Source organism: Pedomonas sp., from assembly GCF_036515995.1.
Classification (GTDB): Bacteria; Pseudomonadota; Alphaproteobacteria; order Sphingomonadales; family Sphingomonadaceae; genus Pedomonas.
Window position 1 is genome coordinate 21,449 of record NZ_DATBUP010000052.1, and the last position, 17,959, is coordinate 39,407.

Sequence of the window (17,959 nt, forward strand, 5' to 3'; positions counted from 1 at the left end):
TTCAGCCCCGGCCGTAGGTGTCCTCGAAGCGGACGATATCGTCCTCGCCGAGGTAGGAGCCCGATTGCACCTCGATAATATGCAACGGAATCTTGCCCGGATTCTCAAGGCGGTGGGTCACGCCGATGGGGATGAAGGTGGATTCGTTCTCGTGCAGGTCCACCACCTCGTCACCCCGGGTGACGCGGGCGGTGCCCTGAACCACGATCCAGTGCTCGGCGCGGTGGTGATGCTTCTGCAGTGACAGCTTCTCGCCCGGCTTCACCATGATGCGCTTGGTCTGGAAGCGGTCGCCCCGGTCGGTGGTCTGATAGCTGCCCCACGGACGATGCACGACCGTATGCACCATGTGCTCGTCGCGCCCGCCGGCCTTCAACTGATCAACGATCAGCTTCACGTCCTGCGAGCGTTCGCGGCAGGTGACGAGCACGGCGTCAGGCGTGGCAACGACGATGAGATCCTCGACGCCGGCCAGCGCAATGGCGGGGCCGTTGGTGCGGGCGTAGCAGTTGCGCGTGCCCTCCACCAGAATGTCGCCGGTCAGGGCGTTGCCCTTGTCGTCCTTGGGGCTGACCTCCCAGAGCGCTGCCCAGGAGCCGACGTCAGACCAGCCCATGTCCACCGGCACCACGGCGGCGCGGCGGGTGCGCTCCATCACGGCGTAGTCCACCGAGTTGGACGGGCTGCGGCGGAAGGCTTCGCGCTCGGGACGGAAGAACAGGCTGTCCCACGCACCGCCACTGACGGCATCCTCGGCGGCGGACGCCATTTCCGGCTCGAACTGGGCCAGCTCTTCCAGATATCCCGCGGCGCTGAACAGGAAGATGCCGCTGTTCCAGACGTAGTTGCCGTCCGCCAGATAGCTCTCGGCCGTGGCAAGGTCCGGCTTCTCGACGAAGCGGTCCACCTGATGCACGTCGTTATGCGCGCCGAGCGGCGCGCCGCAGCAGATGTAGCCATAGCCGGTCTCGGGCCGGTCGGGCCGGATGCCGAAGGTGAGGAGCGCGCGGCGTTCCTCTGCGGCGGCAACGGCGGCATCGATGGCGACGGCGAAGGCGGCGGTGTCGCGGATCAGGTGATCGGACGGCATGACGAGCAGCAGCGCTTCCGGGTCGCGCTCCAGAATGAAGCGCGCGGCAAGGGCGATGGCCGGTGCCGTGTTGCGCCCCTCGGGCTCCAGAATGATGGCCGTTGCCTCGGAGCCCGCCTGGCGCAGTTGCTCGGCGATGATGAAGCGGTGCTCTTCGTTGGCGACGAGCACCGGGGGGTGATACCGGCCCGCGTCCTTCACGCGGCTGATGGTCGCCTGAAGCATGGAGCTGGAATCGACCAGCGGCAGCAGTTGCTTCGGATAAAGTGAACGGGAGAGGGGCCACAATCGGGTGCCGGAGCCTCCGGACAGGATGACGGGCCAGATCGTCTTTGCGGTCATATCGGCTTTTCTCCCATGCCGAGCGTTGGGGACTGCTTCCGCGCCAGCCGCGCCAGAACGTCCCTGCGCTCCTCGGCGGTCATGGCGGACCACCGGCTGATTTCCTCTATCGTGCGGCCGCAGCCCACGCAATGCCGCCCCGCGTCATCCAGCTTGCAGACGTTCACGCACGGCGACGGCACCCCGCCGGAAGAGGCAGGGTTCGGGCGCACGGGTGCTGCGAAGCGTGAGCGGGTGAATCGACTGGGGCCTTGCACAGTTGCTCGCAATCCTCAATGAAGCGGCCGAGAGACCATATAGGGCGCCTCGCCGGCCTGACTTGTTCAAACCGGCATGAACCCTACTTGATCGCCAATTGCCAAGCCGTGAACAACGCCAAGAAGGTAGAGCGTCATGACCAATCCTCCCGTGCCCGAACTGAGCGGCCTCCCGCTGGACGATATCCGTGCCATCGCCGCCAATGCTCCGGGGCGCGACGAGGCGGCGGCAGCCGCAGCGCAGGCGCACCAGCGCGCGCTCTATTTCCCGACGAGCGAGCGGGGGCGTCTGGGGGCGCTGCCGGTGTGGCTGGCAGGCTGGCAGGGCAAGGAGCCGGTGGCCAACCGCATCGAGCTGTGCCTGTTCGCCGGTGCGCAGCGCTGGCTGGGCGAGGAACAGGCGCGCACTGCCGAGGACGAGATTCGCAAGCGCATCCTGCTGCTCTCCGCAGGCGGCGCAACCGCCAACCCGCTGGCGGCGAGCCTTGGCGTGGGGCTGAAGGTTTTCGACCTGGCGGTGGAACGCCCGGCGCCCAACGCCGCCGAAGGCGTGGTGATGAGCGACCGCGAGTGCGTGGCGGCCATGGCGTTCGGCATGGAAGCGGTGGCAAGCCAGGCGGATGTCCTGTGCCTTGGCGCGTTCGGCGTCGGCAGCCGGGAAGCGGCGGCAGCGGTGGCGCTGGCTCTGTTCGGCGGCGAGCCGACCGACTGGCTGGCCGGGCAGAACGTGGCCCTGTCAGCGCCTTACGCCCAGTCCGTGCGGCAGGTGGAAGCCGTGCGCAACGGCGAGGCCTGGGTGACGGGCGATCCGTTGCGCGTGCTGCATCAGGTGGGTAACCGCGAACTGGCGGCGCTGGCAGGTGCGATTCTTGCCGCGCGGACCCAGCGCGTTGCCGTGGTTCTCGACGGCTACGAGGCGCTTGTGGCGGCCGCCGTCCTTGAAAAGGTGCAGCCGGGCCTGGCCGATCATTGCCTTGTAGCGGCGCGGGACGGTTCGGCCGCTCACGACCGGCTGATCGAGGCCCTGAATGCGGAACCTTTACTCGACCTGGGGATTGAAAAAGGTGACGGTCTTTCGGCCTTGCTGGCCGCTCAGATCGTTCGTGCCGCGTGCGAAATCCATGCTGGTTGTGCAACCGCCGAGCAGATGCAGGGACTGCTGAGCGATGCCGCAGAGGAGGGGTAAACCCTTTCAGGCCATCAGGATCTTGCAACGGCCGGGGTGCTTGCCCGGATGACGTCTCCTCGGAAGTGGTTTGTTAATGAAAGTCGGATAGTCTGAATGACGTCGAAGAAGCTGCTCAGGTGATGTTTCGCTGGAGCAATGGCCCCGTAATCGTGCGTTCAGGCAAGCTGTGCGAATTGCCGCGCTTCGTTGCTTGTAGCGGCAGGTCGTCCGGACCAAAGGCGCACCGTGAATGAGGGATCCGTGAGTAATGGTACAGTATTCTGCCCCGCAGTCTGGAACTGAGAACCAGCAAGAACAGAGGAGTCCGGCCCTTACTTCGGCTTCTTCTGGCCTCATGGAAACCTACAACACGTTCTTCTACTATCGCATTGCTCGCACGCCTGAGGATATCGCTGCTGCTCATCGTCTGCGCTACGAGGTTTATTGCGAAGAAACCGGCTTCCTTCCGAAGGAAGAGCACCCGGACGGGCTGGAGCGGGACGAATACGACGCTCACTCGGTGCAGAGCGTGCTGTTTTACCGGCCGCAGAATCTGCCTGCCGGCACGGTCCGCGTGGTGCGCCCGATGGCGGATGCGGAGGGCTGCGCCCTGCCGGCGCGCATGGCGGCACCGGGGCTGGACCTGCTGCCGGAAAAGATTCTGCCGCGCGGCCGGACCGGCGAAATCTCCCGTTTCTCCATTCACTCGGGCTTTCGCAAGCGCCAGAACGACGGTCTGTACGCCACCATTCACGACCCGCGTCAGGGCGGAGGCGATCCCCGCCGTATCCTGCCGCACATGACGCTGGGGCTCATGACCTCGATCCTCGAGATTGCGCTTGAGACCAATCTTACGCACCTGTGCGCCATCATCGACCCGGCCCTGATGCGAATGCTGCGGATGCTGGGCCTGCGCTTCGAGGCGGTGGGGCCGCTGGTGGAATTCCACGGGCCGCGCCAGCCGGTGTTCGCGCCGGTCAAGCAGCTGGTTGATGGCGTGAAACGGGATTTCCCGGAAGTGCACGCCGTCATCACCGCAGGTGGCAAACTGCAAATAGATGGACGCTATGCAGCAGCGTGAGGGTGGTCTTGGGGGCGAACAGGGCGAGGATGGGCCGGTAACCACGGCGGTATCAACGCTTCCGACCGCTTGGTTTGACTATGATCTCGCGTTCTCGCGCAACATTGGATGGCTCTCCGAGCTTGAGCAGCAGCGCCTGCGCGAGAAGCGGGTAGCCATTGCCGGCATGGGCGGCGTTGGCGGCGTGCATATGCTCACGCTGGCCCGGCTTGGCGTCGGGCGGTTCAACGTCTCGGACATGGACCGGTTCGAGCTGGGCAACTTCAACCGTCAGGTGGCGGCGTTCCAGCATACCCTTGGCCAGCCCAAGGTCGATTCCGTCGTCAGGATGGCGAACGAGATCAACCCCGAGCTGGACGTGAAGGTGTTCGCCCAGGGCGTCAACGAGGACAATCTCGAGGAATTTCTGGAAGGCGTGGATGTCTACATCGACGGCCTCGACTTCTTCGTTCTCGACATCCGGCGCAAGCTGTTCGCCATGGCCCGCAAGAAGGGCATCCCCTGCATCACCGCCGGACCGCTGGGCATGGGGACGGGGTACATCGTCTTCACGCCTGACGGCATGAGCATGGAGGAGTACTTCCGCTTCGAGGGCAAGACCCCCCATCAGCAGGCCATCAACTTCCTGATGGGGCTGACGCCTTCCCTGTTGCACCTGCGCTATCTGAAGGATGGCTCGCGGGTGGACATGGCGAACAAGAAGGGGCCCTCCACCGCAATCGCCTGCCAGCTGTGCGCAGGCGTGGCGGCGGGCGAGGCGGTCAAGCTGATGATCGGCCGCGGCCCGGTGAAGGCCGCGCCCTACTACCACCACTTCGACCCCTATCTGAACCGGTTCCTCATCCGCAAGCTGCGCTGGGGCAACGACGGCCCGATCCAGCGGCTGAAGACCGCCATGGTGGCGTGGATCGCCGGTTCCTTTTCCAAGGGCGCACGACCGCGCGAGATCGAGCTGGAGCCGGGCACCCCGGTTCTGACGAGGATTCTGGAGGCGGCGCGCTGGGCCCCGAGCCCGGACAACAGCCAGCCCTGGCGCTTCGAGCGAGTCAGCGAGACCCAGGTGCGGGTTCATGTCGATCTGGAGCGGAACAACCCTTACTCCTATCGTGATTCGGAGCCGCTGTGGTTCTCATCGGGCATGATGCTGCAGGCGTTGCGGCTGGCGGGCTCGCTCCACGGCTGGGGCATGAACTGGACGCTTGAGGGCACGCCGGCCGCGCCGGTGCTGAACGTGATGTTCGACCCTGACGCTGGTGTGCCGGTCGATGTGCTGGGCTATTACCTGAAGGCACGGACGGTCGACCGCAGGGCTTACCGGATGCGCCCGCTGACCATGGCGGACAAGGAAGCGCTGGCGAAGGCGCTGGGACCGGGCCTCAGGCTGGACTGGATCGAGTCGTTTGGCGAGCGTTGGCGTCTGTCGTGGGTGAATGCCAAGGCAACCGGCATCCGCCTGCGTTCGGAGCGGTGCCACCGGGTGCATCAGGAAGTGATCGACTGGGACAATCGTTTCAGCCGGACCGGCATGCCGGCGGGGGCGCTGGGCATGGACCCGCTGGGCCAGCGGGTCATGAAGGTGGTGCTGGCTGACTGGAAGCGGATGAAACTGTCATCCGCATTGGGGGCGGGGCTGTATGCCGGGGTGGAAATGGATGTGATTCCCTCCGTTTGCAGCGGCGGCTTTGCCGTCATCCGTCGTCCGGTGGGAGAGACGGGGCCGCTGACGCCGCTGGACCGCTTGCGGGTCGGCGAGCAGGTCATGCGCTTCTGGATCGAGGCCAACCGGCGGGGGCTGTCGTTCCAGCCGTCGCTGGCGGCGGTGTTCTGTTCGTCCCAGAGCCGGGGGGAAGATCCGCAGAGAGGGCTGGAGCCTTCGCTGCGGGACCAAGCGGCGGCAGTCGCCCAGGATTATGCACGGGTCACCGGTTTTGACCCGTCTGAGATCGTCTTCCAAGCGCGCCTTGGCGTTTCCAGAGCCAAGGCCGACGCGCCAAGATCGATCAGAAAGCAGCTCATGGACCTGATTAATGACTAAGTGGTTGGACTCCGTACTTCTTTTTACTAGACAATAGCCTAGTTTTAAGCGGCGGGATTAAACAGGGGGCCTACCACCGCATGATTCGCGTCTTCCGGCATTATGTTCCGTTGCCCCTCCTTGTGCTGGGGGTCATCGAGTTCGTGGCTCTGTTCGCGGCAGCCACGCTGGCCTGGGAAGGCCGCCTGTGGCAGGCGGGCCTGCCGTTCGGCTCCATCCTGACGTTCCTGCCCGAAGTGCTGACCTATGCCGTCATCACCTATCTGGTGATGCTGGCGGTGGGCCTGTACCAGACCCAGTGCTACCGTTCGGTGCGGATCAGCGCCGTGCGGCTGCTGGTGGCGCTGGGCATCGACTTCGTGGCGCTTTCGGCCATCTTCTTCGTCTTCCCGGACGTGACCACATGGCGCTCGGTCTTCGTGGTCGCCGCATTGCTGAGCTTCCTGTTCATTCTGGCGCTGCGCTGGGTGTTCAGCCGGCTGGTCGGCTGGAACCGGTTCCGGCGGCGCGTGCTGGTGCTGGGCGCTGGCGAGCGGGCACGGCGGCTGGAGGAAATGGCCAGCGCGCCGGGTGCGGGCTTCGAGGTGTTCAAGTTCGTGCGGATGGCACCGGCGGAAGGCGACATTGCGGACGCGGTCTCGCGTGAAAGCCTTGGGCCGCTGGCGGCCTACATGGAGCTGCACAACATCGAGGACGTGGTGGTGGCCCTGCAGGAGCGGCGCGGATCCCTGCCGGTCTCCGACCTTCTGCACGTGCGCATGAGCGGCTTTGGCGTGCATGACCTGTCCGCCTTCATCGAGCAGCAGACGGGCCGGGTGGATCTGGGCACGCTCAATCCGAGCTGGCTGATCTTCTCCGACGGATTCCGCAGCAGCCGCCGCACCGCGCTCATCGCCAAGCGCCTGTTCGACGTTGCGGCCAGCTCGCTGCTGCTGTTCCTGACCGCGCCGATCCTGCTGGTGACGGCCCTGACCATCAGACTGACCAGCCCGGGGCCGATCTTCTACAGGCAGGTGCGGGTGGGCCAGTTCGGCGAGCACTTCGAGGTGCTGAAGTTCCGCTCCATGCGGGTGGATGCCGAAAAGGACGGCAAGCCGCAGTGGGCGCAAAAGGGCGATCCGCGCGTGACGATGGTCGGCCGCTTCATCCGCTCCTCGCGCATCGACGAAATTCCGCAGATCTTCAACGTGCTGCGCGGCGACATGAGCTTCGTGGGCCCCCGCCCGGAGCGGCCGTTCTTCGTGGACGATCTGGCGCAGAAGATCCCCTTCTACAACGAGCGTCACATCGTGAAGCCCGGCATCACCGGCTGGGCCCAGCTCAACTACCCGTACGGAGCGTCGGAAGAGGATGCCCGGCACAAGCTGGAATTCGACCTCTACTATATCAAGAACTATACTTTGTTCCTGGACCTGCTCATTCTGATCCAGACTGTGCGGGTGGTGCTGTGGCAGGACGGCGTGCGCTGAGCCGCCGCGCCGCCGGGCCGGGGGAGTTTCGGTTTCACGCATAGCTGCGCCGTGTGCTGCGCGCTGTGGTGTGGGATGTCCGTTGTTTTGGGTGTCCGGCACGTTTCGGCGGGGTTGCCAAGCCCTGCGGAGAGGGACGTGCAAACTGGGGCGTGCAATAAGACGGGGGCGAGGACGGCCGTCCGCGGCAGGCGGGCCAGCGGCCGCCTCGAGGCGCTACAGGGTGGAGCGCTTCGCAAGGGGAGCATGACGGGGGCATGACACCGCTCATTTCAGAGGTTGGTCTGGTCGCTCACGGCCTGGCCTGTCTGGCCTTTCTGGTGCTTGCCGGAGCGCTGGCGTTCCAGCGGGAACAGACCGTCTCGAGCGTGTGGCTGGCAACGGCCGCGCTGACCACGGCGGTGTGGGCGGGCACGTTCGTGTTCGCGGTGCGCTTCGGCGGCCGGTATATCGACCTCGTCTCGCCGATGGAGACGCTGCGCACGGCGGCGTGGATCGCCTTTCTCGTCTCGCTGCTGGTGCGATCGTGGCGCCTGTCGGACCGGGTGAACCTGTCCTTCGTGCTGGCGATCTGCCTTGGCTTCCTGTTCGCCGCCCAGCTGCTGATGGACCTGACCACCTGGTTCTCCGTGCCGTTAACCGGGCCGGCCTCAAACGTTCAGCTGGGCTACCTGTTCATCATCAGCCGCCTCGTCTGTGCCATCGGCGCGCTGGTGCTGGTGCATAACGTTTACAGCAACGCCGCGCCCGAGCAGCGCTGGGGCGTGCGGTTCATCTGCATCGGCCTTGCGGGGTTCTTCATCTACGACATTCACCTCTACACGCTGGCGGCGCTGGCGGGCGGGGTGAGCTGGGACCTGTACAACGCCCGCGGCCTCGTTGACGCGCTGGTGGTGCCGCTGATCGCGCTTTCGATCCGCCGCAACCGGCTGTGGAAGCTGGAGGTGCAGATCTCGCGGGACGTGGTGTTCCACTCCCTCTCGCTGGTGGCGGTGGGCTGCTACCTCATCGCCATGTCCATTGCCGCCTATGGCCTCAAGCTGGTGGGCGGGGACTGGGGGCGTCTGCTGCAGGTGAGCTTCCTGTTCGGAACGCTGGTGCTGGCGGCGGTGGTGCTATTCTCCGGCCGATTCCGGGCCTGGGCTAGGGTGAAGATCAACAAGCACTTCTTCGCCTACAAGTACGATTACCGGAACGAGTGGCTGCGTTTCATCGCCACGCTTTCGGGCGCGGGCGCCGGGCGCAGCACGCTGGAGGCCCGCGCCATCCAGGCGGTGTGCGATATCGTGGACTCTCCGGGCGGCGCGCTGTGGCTGCCGGGCGAGGGCGGCGTGTTCCAGCTCGCTTCCCGCTGGAACTTCCCGACCGCCGGAGACGGGCAGGTGCCGCCGGACGGGCCGCTGATCCATTACCTCGGCCAGCGTCAGCGCATCGTGAACTTCGACGAGCTGCGCAGCGGGACGGGCGACTATGGCGACCTGACCCTGCCGGACTGGGCGGCGGTGGACGATCGCGCCTGGCTGGGCGTGCCGCTGCTGCACCTCGATCGACTGACCGGTTTCCTCGTGATCGAGCGGTCCCGCAGCCCGCGCACGCTCAACTGGGAAGATTTTGACCTGCTGCGCACTGTCGGACGGCAAACGGCGAGCTATATTGCTGAACAGACAAGCCAAGCCGCGCTGCTGGAAGCCCAGCAGTTCGAGGAGTTCAATCGTCGTTTCGCTTTCATCATGCACGACATCAAGAATCTGGTCAGCCAGCTCTCGCTTGTCGCGCGCAATGCCGAACGGTTTGCGGGCAATCCGGACTTTCAGAAGGACATGGTGCTGACCATCAATGATTCCGTAGGCAAGATGAACGACCTGCTCGCCAGGCTGGGCCAGCACAACACGGGCAAGGTCGAGGCCGATGCCGTGGCCGTGGACCTCTCCGGCCTGCTGGAAGACGTAGTGGCCCAGAAGGCGCGCATACACAGTGGGATTAGACTGAATTGCACTGGTTCGGGATTGGTAGTACGTGGGGACTCCGGACGGCTGGAGCAGGTTTTCACTCACCTGATCCAGAATGCCATCGACGCCTCGGCGGACGGTTGCCCGATCGACATCAGGGCGGAGTGCCTGAACGGGCAGGCCCGGATTCAGGTGATGGACAACGGTTGCGGCATGTCGGAGGAGTTCATCCGGAACGATCTCTTCAAGCCCTTCCGCTCCACCAAGCAGGGCGGATTCGGAATCGGGGCCTATGAGGCCCGGGAAATCGTGAAAAGCTATAACGGTCGGCTGGATGTAAGCAGCCGCGTTGGCGAGGGGACCATTTTTACCGTCAGCCTCCCGCTGGCGTGAAGGGGGATACGGACGCGGGCATGAGTGAAGAGAAGCCGAAGCTGCTGGTTGTCGAGGACGATCCGGGACTGCAGCGCCAGTTGAAATGGTCTTACGAAGGGTATGACGTGCTGACGGCGGGGGACCGTCAGTCGGCAATCGATCTGTTGCGCGCGGATGAGCCCAAGGTCGTCACGCTCGATCTGGGATTGCCGCCCGACCCGGACGGCACCACCGAAGGCTTCGCCACCCTCGAGGCGATCCTGCGCCTTGCCCCCAAGACCAAGGTCATCGTCGCCTCCGGCCACGGCGCGCGGGAGAGCGCGCTGCGCGCCATCGCCATGGGCGCGTGGGACTTCTACCAGAAGCCGGTGGACATCGACGAGCTGGGCCTCATCGTCAAGCGCGCCTTCCATGTGCAGACGCTGGAGGAAGAGAACCGCAAGCTTCAGGAAAACGCGCAGACCAGCGTGCTGGGCGGCCTCATCACGGCCGCGCCGAACATGCTGAAGGTGTGCCAGATGATCGAGCGGGTGTCCTCGACGGACGTCTCGGTCATGCTGCTGGGCGCCTCGGGCACGGGCAAGGAGGTGCTGGCGCGCGGCCTGCACCAGTCCAGCCGCCGGGCCAAGGGGCCGTTCATCGCCATCAATTGCGCCGCCATCCCCGAGAACCTGCTGGAAGCCGAGCTGTTCGGCTATGAGAAGGGCGCGTTCACCGGCGCGGTGAAGACCACCGAGGGCAAGATCGAGCTGGCCCAGAAGGGCACGCTGTTCCTTGACGAAGTGGGCGACATTCCGCTGCCCCTGCAGGTGAAGCTGCTGCGCTTCCTGCAGGAGCGGGTGATCGAGCGCATCGGCGGGCGCAAGCCGATCGAGGTGGATGTGCGCATCGTATGCGCGACCCACCGCAACCTTGATCAGATGATCGCCGAGGAGCGGTTCCGCGACGACCTCTATTACCGCCTCGCCGAAATCGTGGTGAACATCCCCTCGCTCGCCGAGCGGCACGGGGACGCCACGCTGCTGGCCCATGCCTTCCTGCAACGGTTCAACCGGCAGATGGGCCGCAACCACAAGGGATTCACCCCCGATGCCCTCCAGGCCCTGAACGACTGGCACTGGCCGGGCAACGTGCGTGAACTGGAGAACCGGCTCAAGCGCGCCGTCATCATGGCCGAGGAAAACCGCATTTCCGCGGCCGACCTCGACCTGGACGGCAAGGCGATGGAGACGGAAATCCTCAACCTCAAGCAGGTGAGGGAAGAAGCCGACCGCCGGGCCATCCGTCAGGCTCTGGCCCGTTCGGACGGCAACATCACCAACGCCGCCAAGCTGCTGGGGATCAGCCGCCCGACGTTCTACGACCTGCTGCGTCAGTACAGCATCAAGGTTTAGTAAAAACAACAACATACGCTGTGTTCCGCTTCCTGAGGGAGACATGAAATGACCAAGCGGATGATGACCATCAGTGGTGCAGCGTTGGTCGCCGCTACAGCGGCGCTGGGAACAGTCGCCCTCGTGCCGCAGGGCGCATGGGCGGACCGGCCCGCAACGTCCTCGTCGAGCCCGGTCGAACGGGCGAGAAACCATTACAACCGCGGGGATTACCGCGCGGCGACCATCGAGTTGCGCAATGCGTTGCGGGCCAACCCGAACAGCGTTCCGGCCCGCCTGCTGCAGGCGCAGGTGCACCTGCGCACGGCGCAGGGCATGCCCGCGCAGACCGAGGTGGAAGCTGCCCGCCGGGCCGGCGCCAAGAAGGAAGACACCCGTCACCTGATGGCCGAGGCCATGGTGCTGCAACAGCGCTATGCCGATGCGCTGGAAGAAGCCAAGGCGGATCTGGTGCCTCCCGCCCATGCCGCCGAGGCCGCCCGCGTGCGCGGCATGGCGCAGATGGGCCTGCGCAAGCCGGAACTGGCCAAGGCCGAGTTCCTCGAGGCGCAGCGGCTGGCCCCGCGCAGCGTGCAGGTTCAGCTGGATCTGGCCCGCTTCTACGGCAGCCAGCGCGACCGCGCCAATGCCGAGGCGGCGGTTGACAAGGCGCTGGCCCTCAACCCGCGCAACGTGCGCGCACTGGTGATGAAGGGCGATCTGGTGCGCGGCTCGCAGGGGCTGGAGAAGTCTCTGCCGCTGTTCAATCAGGCGCTGCAGATCGATCCGCAGAACATTGAGGCACGCCTGGAGCGCGCGGCGACCCTGACCGACCTGAAGCGCCATCAGGAAGCGCTGGCGGACCTGCAGCGCGTGGACAAGATGGCGCCGGACATGCCGCTGTCCCTGTATCTGCAGGCGGTGATGAAGGTGCGCGACCGCAAGTTCGAGGAAGCGGAAGCCCTGATGACGCGCACCAAGGGCGCGCTCAACAACTTCCCGCCGGCCATGCTGCTGCAGAGCGTGATCGCCTATGAGCGCAACAACCTGCAACAGGCGGCGTCCAGCCTGCGCGATCTGACCCAGAGGGCCCCGAACCACGATCTGGCGCGGCGTCTTTATGCGATGACGCTGATGCGCACGGGCGATGCGGACGGCGCGATCAACGCCGCCAAGCCGCTGCTGACGAAGAACCCCAACGACGGGCGGCTGCTGGCACTGATGGCCTCCGCCTACGCTCGCAAGGGCAACTATGATGAGGCCGAGGCCTATCTGGAGAAGGCGGTTGCGGCCGACCCGAACCAGTCTGCCCTGAAGACCCAGCTGGCGATGACCCGGGTGGCGCAGGGCGAGAACATGAGCGCCATCCGCGATCTGGAAGAGGTGCTGAAGGAAGACCCGACCTCGCTTCAGGCGCTGATGATGACCTCGCTGGTGAAGATGCGCGCCGGCAACTTCAAGGAAGCGCTGCTTACCTCCGACAAGCTGGTGAAGGCCCACCCGGACCTTGCCATCGGCTACAACCTGCGGGGCGCGGCCTTCCTGGGGCAGAGCAAGGTCAAGGAGGCGGAATCCAACTTCCGCGCCGCGATCCAGAAGAACCCCAACTATCACGAGGCCCGGCGCAACCTGGCGCAGCTGCTGGCGGCGGACGGCCGCACCGCAGACGCGCGGCGGGAGCTGATGCGCGCACTTGAGGGCGACGGCCAGAACCCGAAGACGCTGATGGCGCTGGCCGACGTGGCGCGCATGGAGAAGAAGCCGGACGAGCAGATCGACTGGCTGAAAAAGGCCGTGGCGACCAACCGCGACACCATCGCGCCTCGCATGCGGCTGATCCAGGCCTATCTGGACGGCAAGAAGAACCAGCAGGCGCTGAGCGAGGCCAACGCACTGAACCGTGACTTCCCGAACAATCCGGCCGCGATTGAAGCCGTTGGCCGCACGCAGCTGGCGGTGAACGACCCTGGCGCGGCGGCCGCGACCTTCGAGCGGCTGACCAAGGCGGTGCCTAACGACGTGAACGCCCGCATCCTGCATGCCCGGGCGCTGAACGCCAACAAGCGGACCGATGCGGCCCGGCGGGCCTATACCATGGCGCTGAACCTGAAGGACCAGAACGTCACGCAGGTCTATCTGGACCTGATGGGTCTGGAAGCGCGCGACGGCAAGTTCAAGGAAGCCATTGCCCACGCGCAGGCGCTGAAGGCCCGCTATCCCAAGTCTGCCGTGGCGGACCGGGCGCTGGGCGATCTCTACATGGGCAACCGCCAGTGGGAGCAGGCGATTGCGTCCTACGAGGCGGTGCGCAAGCGGAACGGAGTGGACCGGACGCTGGCGCTGAGCCTGGCGCAGGCCTACACCTACGCCAAGAAGCAGGATCAGGCCGTTGCGGTGCTGAACGAGTTGCTGAAGAAGGAGCCGAAGAACGCGGCGGCCCGAATCGCGCTGGCGGATATCAACATTCGCGCCAAGCGCCTGCCGCAGGCGATGGCCCAGTACAACGCGCTGGACGAGCAGGCCCGCAACTCTCCGGGCGTGCTGAACAACATGGCGTGGATCTACGGCCAGCTGAAGGACAAGCGGGCGATTCCGACGGCGGAGCGGGCCTACAAGCTGGCTCCCAAGGCCCCGGAAGTGCAGGACACGCTGGGCTTCCTGCTGGTGCAGCAGCGAGTCGACGTGAAGCGCGGGCTCTCGCTCATCCAGCAGGCGGTCAAGGCGCGCCCGGATAACCCGGATATGCGCTACCACCTGGCCGTGGCGCTGAACGCCAGCGGCAAGCCGGCCGAAGCTCAGAAGGAACTCGAGAATATTCTGAGCAAACACAAGTCGTTCGACAGCCTTGCCATGGCCCAGCAGACCCTCCAGCAGATCAAGGCCGGAGGCCGCTGAGGCACAAAACCGCCCGTTCAGGCGAGGCGGGACGGAAAAATGTGAAAATTCAGCGTCGAGGGGGGCTTGCGAAGGCCCCCCTCCACCCTTACAAGGCTCTCCACGGTCGGAGCGTAGCGCAGCCTGGTAGCGCATCACACTGGGGGTGTGGGGGTCGTGGGTTCGAATCCCGCCGCTCCGACCAGTTTCTTCCCCCGCCAGATTTCCCAAGATCATTTCCCAAAGCCTCTCTCGGGCCATGGACCGCTGTTGCCAGCGGCTGTTCCGGCCTGACGCGGCTGCCGCGCTGGTTGCAGGCTGCCGGGGGCGCTGCCATGATGGCGGCATGACAGACCACGACATGACCGACGACAAGACGGCACAGGGCCTTCCCGGCACGGCATATCAGGAGCGGATCCGGGCGAGCTTCGCCAAACAGGGGCTCATGAGCACGTTGCAGGCGACCCTTGGCTCCATTGCGCCGGGGTTCGTGGAAATTGCGCTCAGCCCCCATGCCGCCGTTTCCCAGCAGCACGGTTTCGTTCACGCCGGCGCTGTCAGCGCCATTGCGGACACGGCCGCCGGATATGCGGCGCTCACCCTGATGCCGCCGGGCCGGGGCGTGCTGACGACGGAGTTCAAGATCAATCTGGTGGCGCCGGCCGTAGGCGAGCGCATCATCGCCCGGGGACAGGTGGTGAAGGCCGGGCGGACGCTGACGCTGGCCCGCACGGAGGTTTATGCGCAGCAGGGCGAGACCCGAAAGCTGATCGCCTTCCTGACGGCAACGCTGATGGCGGTGGATGGACGGGACGGCATCACGGACTGACGGCCTTCCTTCGGGGTGCGGGCTCCTGCCGCACAGGATCATTTGATGACAGAATGCCCGCCGGGGGTTGGCGCGGCGGGGCTGTTCTGGTTTGATGGCGCGCCATGAAACCGCTGATTTTCTCTCTCTTCATCGCTGCTGCCGCGCTCACGCTGCCGGTGGCCGAGTCGCATGCCAGCACGGCAAAGGCCCAGCCCGGCGGAAAAGCCGGGGCGGCCAGGCTGCGGCCCATCACCTTCTACACCGACTGGAAGGCGCAGGCCGAGCACGGCGGCTTCTATCAGGCCGTGGCGCTGGGGCTGTATGAGAAGCACGGCCTGAAGGTGACCCTGCGCGCGGGCGGGCCGCAGACGGACAACACCCGGCTGCTGGCGGCGGGCGCGATCGAGACCGGCATGCTCTCCAACAGCTTCCAGGCGCTGACGCTGACCGCCAAGGGGGCCGACGTGAAGGTGGTGATGGCCTCCTTCCAGAAAGACCCGCAGGTGCTGATGGTGCATCCGGGCACAGGGGTGAAGTCCATCGCCGACCTGAAGGGGCGGCCGATCTTCGTGGCGGACGCGGCGCTGGGCTCCTACTGGCCGTGGCTGAAGAGCAAGTTCGGCTTTACCGACCAGCAGCAACGCAAGTACGCCTATTCCCTGCTGCCGTGGCTGCGCAACAAGCAGTCAGCGCAGGAGGGGTATCTGTCTTCCGAGCCGTTCACGGCCTCCAAGGCGGGGGTGAAGCCGCAGGTGTTCCTGCTGGCCGATGCGGGATGGACCGGCTACTCGGCCATGGTCGCCTTCCGCAGCGAGGTGATTGCAAAGGAGCCGGCGGTGGTGCGGGCCTTCGTTGCCGCCACCCGGGAGGGCTGGCAGAGCTACATGAACGGCGACCCGACGCCCGGCAACAAGCTGATCCTGAAGGACAACCCGGAGATGACGCCGGAGCTGCTGGCCTTTGCGCACAGCAAGATGAAGCAGCACGGCGTGGTGATTTCGGGCGAGGCGAAGACCCATGGCATCGGCGCGATGACGGCGGCGCGCTGGACCGCCTTCCACAAGGACATGGCGGGGCTGGGGCTGATTCCGGCCAAGGTGGAGCCGGCAAAAGCCTACACGCTTGAATTCCTGAAGTGATGGAAGCGGGCCAGCTTCTGCTGCGGCTGGAGAAGGTTGGCCGCCGCTTCGGCACGAGCCGCGCCGCCGTGGAGGCGGTTGACCTGAACGTGCCGGAAGGCGCGTTCGTGACCCTGCTGGGGGCTTCGGGCTCGGGCAAGACCACGCTGCTGAGGCTGATCGCCGGGCTGGACCAGCCGACGGAGGGGCGCATCGTGTGGCGGGACGGGAGCCCGCCGCCGCTGGGCTATGTGTTTCAGAGCCCGACCCTGCTGCCGTGGGCAACGGTTGCCGAGAATGTTTCCCTGCCCCTGACGCTGAAGGGCCGGCGCGACCCGGAGGCCGTTGCCCGCGCGCTGGCGGCGGTGGGGCTGGCGGACCGGGCGGACGCGCGCCCGGCCGAGCTTTCCGGCGGCATGCAGATGCGGGTTTCCATTGCCCGCGCGCTGGTGGGGCGGCCGAGGCTGCTGCTGCTGGACGAGCCTTTCGCCGCGCTGGACGAGATTACCCGCGACCGGCTGGGCGCGCTGGTGCAGCGGCTGTGGCGGGAGCAGGCGCTGACGGTTGTGTTCGTGACCCACTCCATTCCCGAGGCGGCGTTTCATGCGACCCGCGCGGTGGTGCTGGAGCGCTCGCCGGGCCGGGTCTCGACCGTGATCGACCTGCCCGAGCCGCGCGAGCGCAGCCGCACCAGCGAGGCCCACTTCGCCACCTGCGCCCGGCTGGCCGAAGCGCTGGCCCTGACGATGGGCGAGGAAGACGCAGATGACGCAGGGGAGTCGGCCGATGCTTGAGCGGCTGGCCCCGGCACTGGTGACAGTGCTGCTGATCCTGCTGTGGGAAGGGCTGGTGCACGCGCTGGACGTGGACCCGTTCGTGCTGCCCGCGCCCAGCGCCATTCTTGCGGCACTGGCGGCCAAGGGCGAGTCGCTCATGGGGGCCTTTCTCTACACGCTAAGGGTGACGTGGATCGCGCTGGGGCTGGCGCTGGTGTCCGGTGTCGGGCTGGCATTCCTTATCCATCGCTCCCGGCTGGCGGAGGCGGCGTTCCTGCCGATTGCCGTGGTGCTGCAGGTGACCCCGATCGTGGCGATTGCGCCGGTCATCCTGATCTGGACCGGGGTGGAAGAGCCGGAGCGGGCGCTGGTGATCATCGCGTGGATCGTGGCGTTCTTCCCGGTGCTCTCCGGCCTGCTTTCGGCCCTGCACGCCATCGACCCGGCGCTGCGGGACCTGTTCCGCCTCTATGGCGCGGGGTCTTGGGCGACGCTGTGGCGGCTGGAGCTGCCCGCTGCCCTGCCCGCGCTGCTCTCCAGCCTGAAGGTGGCGGCGGGGCTGGCGCTGATCGGCGCGGTGGTGGCCGAGTTCGCGGCGGGTTCCGGCACCAGCCAGGGGCTGGCGTGGCGGCTGATCGAGGCCGGGCTGCGGCTGGAGATCGACACCATGTTCGCCTGCCTCGTGCTGCTCTCCGCCATGGGGCTGGCGCAATACGCGCTGCTGGGCTGGCTGGAGCGGCTGGTGTTGCGGCGGCGCGGCCTTCTACGACCATAAGCCCTCCGTTTATAGGAAAATACCTATTGACGATGGGTATGGTCTTATCGTAGGGTCTTTCCCATGATGAGGGGAGGACGAACGATGACGGTTGTGCTGGCGCTTTTCGAAAAACTGATCATGGCCCTGCTGCGGCGGGAAGGCGGCTACGTGAACCACCCGGATGACCGGGGCGGGGCGACCGCGTTCGGCATCACCGAGGCGGTGGCGCGCGAGCACGGCTACGTTGGCCCGATGCAGGCGCTGACCCGTGCCCAGGCCATCGAGATCTACCGCCAGCGCTACTGGACTGCGCCGGGCTGCGATCTGGTGGCCTGCCTCAGTGCGGCCGTGGCGGAGGAGCTGTTCGACACCGGCGTCAACATGGGGCCGCTGGTGGCCGGGCGCTTCCTCCAGCGGGCGCTGAACGCGCTGAACCGGCAGGGGCGGGACTTCGCCGACCTGACGGTGGACGGCACAGTCGGCC

At 66.1% G+C, this 17,959-nt stretch carries 14 protein-coding genes and 1 tRNA gene; 13 read left to right on the plus strand and 2 right to left on the minus strand.

Features of this window, described 5'->3' with window-relative positions; genetic code table 11:
- Position 1: 1 nt before the first annotated feature.
- Both VIG90_RS04385 and VIG90_RS04390 read right to left on the minus strand, forming a co-directional pair.
- Positions 2-1,432 (minus strand): mannose-1-phosphate guanylyltransferase/mannose-6-phosphate isomerase, encoded by a 1,431-nt coding sequence (locus VIG90_RS04385; RefSeq protein WP_331592235.1) that lies wholly within the window; start codon positions 1,430-1,432, stop codon positions 2-4.
- The gene (locus VIG90_RS04390; protein ID WP_331592236.1) at positions 1,429-1,644 is read right to left on the minus strand and encodes a DUF1289 domain-containing protein; all 216 of its coding nucleotides are present in this window, start codon (positions 1,642-1,644) and stop codon (positions 1,429-1,431) included. The genes VIG90_RS04385 and VIG90_RS04390 overlap by 4 nt, the downstream gene beginning before the upstream one ends.
- 181 nt (positions 1,645-1,825) lie before the next feature.
- On the opposite strand from VIG90_RS04390, the gene VIG90_RS04395 reads away from it, so the two are divergent.
- The 13 genes from VIG90_RS04395 to VIG90_RS04455 all read left to right on the plus strand — a co-directional run.
- Positions 1,826-2,875 carry a nicotinate-nucleotide--dimethylbenzimidazole phosphoribosyltransferase gene (locus VIG90_RS04395; protein ID WP_331592237.1) on the plus strand — a complete coding sequence of 350 codons (1,050 nt, stop codon included), beginning with the start codon at positions 1,826-1,828 and terminating at the stop codon, positions 2,873-2,875.
- Between the two features lie 337 nt (positions 2,876-3,212).
- Positions 3,213-3,938: a PEP-CTERM/exosortase system-associated acyltransferase gene (locus VIG90_RS04400; RefSeq protein ID WP_331592238.1), complete on the plus strand. Its 726-nt coding sequence runs from the start codon at positions 3,213-3,215 to the stop codon at positions 3,936-3,938.
- Positions 3,925-5,973, plus strand: a complete 2,049-nt coding sequence (locus VIG90_RS04405) for a ThiF family adenylyltransferase (RefSeq protein WP_331592239.1) — start codon at positions 3,925-3,927, stop codon at positions 5,971-5,973. Before VIG90_RS04400 ends, VIG90_RS04405 begins: the two co-directional genes overlap by 14 nt.
- 80 nt (positions 5,974-6,053) lie before the next feature.
- The gene (locus tag VIG90_RS04410) at positions 6,054-7,442 is read left to right on the plus strand and encodes a TIGR03013 family XrtA/PEP-CTERM system glycosyltransferase (protein WP_331592240.1); all 1,389 of its coding nucleotides are present in this window, start codon (positions 6,054-6,056) and stop codon (positions 7,440-7,442) included.
- A 257-nt stretch (positions 7,443-7,699) separates the two neighbouring features.
- Positions 7,700-9,784 carry an XrtA/PEP-CTERM system histidine kinase PrsK gene (gene prsK, locus VIG90_RS04415; protein WP_331592241.1) on the plus strand — a complete coding sequence of 695 codons (2,085 nt, stop codon included), beginning with the start codon at positions 7,700-7,702 and terminating at the stop codon, positions 9,782-9,784.
- A 20-nt stretch (positions 9,785-9,804) separates the two neighbouring features.
- Positions 9,805-11,160, plus strand: coding sequence for a PEP-CTERM-box response regulator transcription factor (prsR, locus tag VIG90_RS04420; protein ID WP_331592242.1), 1,356 nt, complete (start codon positions 9,805-9,807; stop codon positions 11,158-11,160).
- 48 nt (positions 11,161-11,208) lie between these two features.
- Positions 11,209-14,034, plus strand: coding sequence for an XrtA/PEP-CTERM system TPR-repeat protein PrsT (gene prsT / locus VIG90_RS04425; protein WP_331592243.1), 2,826 nt, complete (start codon positions 11,209-11,211; stop codon positions 14,032-14,034).
- 107 nt (positions 14,035-14,141) lie between these two features.
- Positions 14,142-14,218, plus strand: a tRNA-Pro gene (locus VIG90_RS04430).
- 141 nt (positions 14,219-14,359) lie between these two features.
- Positions 14,360-14,842 carry a PaaI family thioesterase gene (locus tag VIG90_RS04435; protein ID WP_331592244.1) on the plus strand — a complete coding sequence of 161 codons (483 nt, stop codon included), beginning with the start codon at positions 14,360-14,362 and terminating at the stop codon, positions 14,840-14,842.
- A 104-nt stretch (positions 14,843-14,946) separates the two neighbouring features.
- The gene (locus VIG90_RS04440; RefSeq protein WP_331592245.1) at positions 14,947-15,963 is read left to right on the plus strand and encodes an ABC transporter substrate-binding protein; all 1,017 of its coding nucleotides are present in this window, start codon (positions 14,947-14,949) and stop codon (positions 15,961-15,963) included.
- Positions 15,963-16,736, plus strand: a complete 774-nt coding sequence (locus VIG90_RS04445; RefSeq protein WP_331592249.1) for an ABC transporter ATP-binding protein — start codon at positions 15,963-15,965, stop codon at positions 16,734-16,736. Before VIG90_RS04440 ends, VIG90_RS04445 begins: the two co-directional genes overlap by 1 nt.
- Positions 16,729-17,493, plus strand: a complete 765-nt coding sequence (locus VIG90_RS04450) for an ABC transporter permease (protein WP_331592246.1) — start codon at positions 16,729-16,731, stop codon at positions 17,491-17,493. The genes VIG90_RS04445 and VIG90_RS04450 overlap by 8 nt, the downstream gene beginning before the upstream one ends.
- Before the next feature lie 84 nt (positions 17,494-17,577).
- On the plus strand, positions 17,578-17,959 hold a 382-nt coding region (locus tag VIG90_RS04455; protein ID WP_331592248.1), incomplete at its 3' end, for a glycoside hydrolase family 108 protein.

What these genes read in the sequence shown, in the direction of transcription:
- VIG90_RS04410 (WP_331592240.1), top strand. Translation starts at nt 6,054, where the DNA reads ATGATTCGCGTCTTCCGGCATTATGTTCCGTTGCCCCTCCTTGTGCTG.
- VIG90_RS04440 (WP_331592245.1), top strand. Translation starts at nt 14,947, where the DNA reads ATGAAACCGCTGATTTTCTCTCTCTTCATCGCTGCTGCCGCGCTCACG.
- VIG90_RS04400 (WP_331592238.1), top strand. Translation starts at nt 3,213, where the DNA reads ATGGAAACCTACAACACGTTCTTCTACTATCGCATTGCTCGCACGCCT.
- VIG90_RS04450 (WP_331592246.1), top strand. Translation starts at nt 16,729, where the DNA reads ATGCTTGAGCGGCTGGCCCCGGCACTGGTGACAGTGCTGCTGATCCTG.
- VIG90_RS04435 (WP_331592244.1), top strand. Translation starts at nt 14,360, where the DNA reads ATGACAGACCACGACATGACCGACGACAAGACGGCACAGGGCCTTCCC.
- VIG90_RS04395 (WP_331592237.1), top strand. Translation starts at nt 1,826, where the DNA reads ATGACCAATCCTCCCGTGCCCGAACTGAGCGGCCTCCCGCTGGACGAT.
- VIG90_RS04405 (WP_331592239.1), top strand. Translation starts at nt 3,925, where the DNA reads ATGCAGCAGCGTGAGGGTGGTCTTGGGGGCGAACAGGGCGAGGATGGG.
- prsR (WP_331592242.1), top strand. Translation starts at nt 9,805, where the DNA reads ATGAGTGAAGAGAAGCCGAAGCTGCTGGTTGTCGAGGACGATCCGGGA.
- VIG90_RS04385 (WP_331592235.1), bottom strand. Translation starts at nt 1,432, where the DNA reads ATGACCGCAAAGACGATCTGGCCCGTCATCCTGTCCGGAGGCTCCGGC.
- VIG90_RS04445 (WP_331592249.1), top strand. Translation starts at nt 15,963, where the DNA reads ATGGAAGCGGGCCAGCTTCTGCTGCGGCTGGAGAAGGTTGGCCGCCGC.
- prsK (WP_331592241.1), top strand. Translation starts at nt 7,700, where the DNA reads ATGACACCGCTCATTTCAGAGGTTGGTCTGGTCGCTCACGGCCTGGCC.
- prsT (WP_331592243.1), top strand. Translation starts at nt 11,209, where the DNA reads ATGACCAAGCGGATGATGACCATCAGTGGTGCAGCGTTGGTCGCCGCT.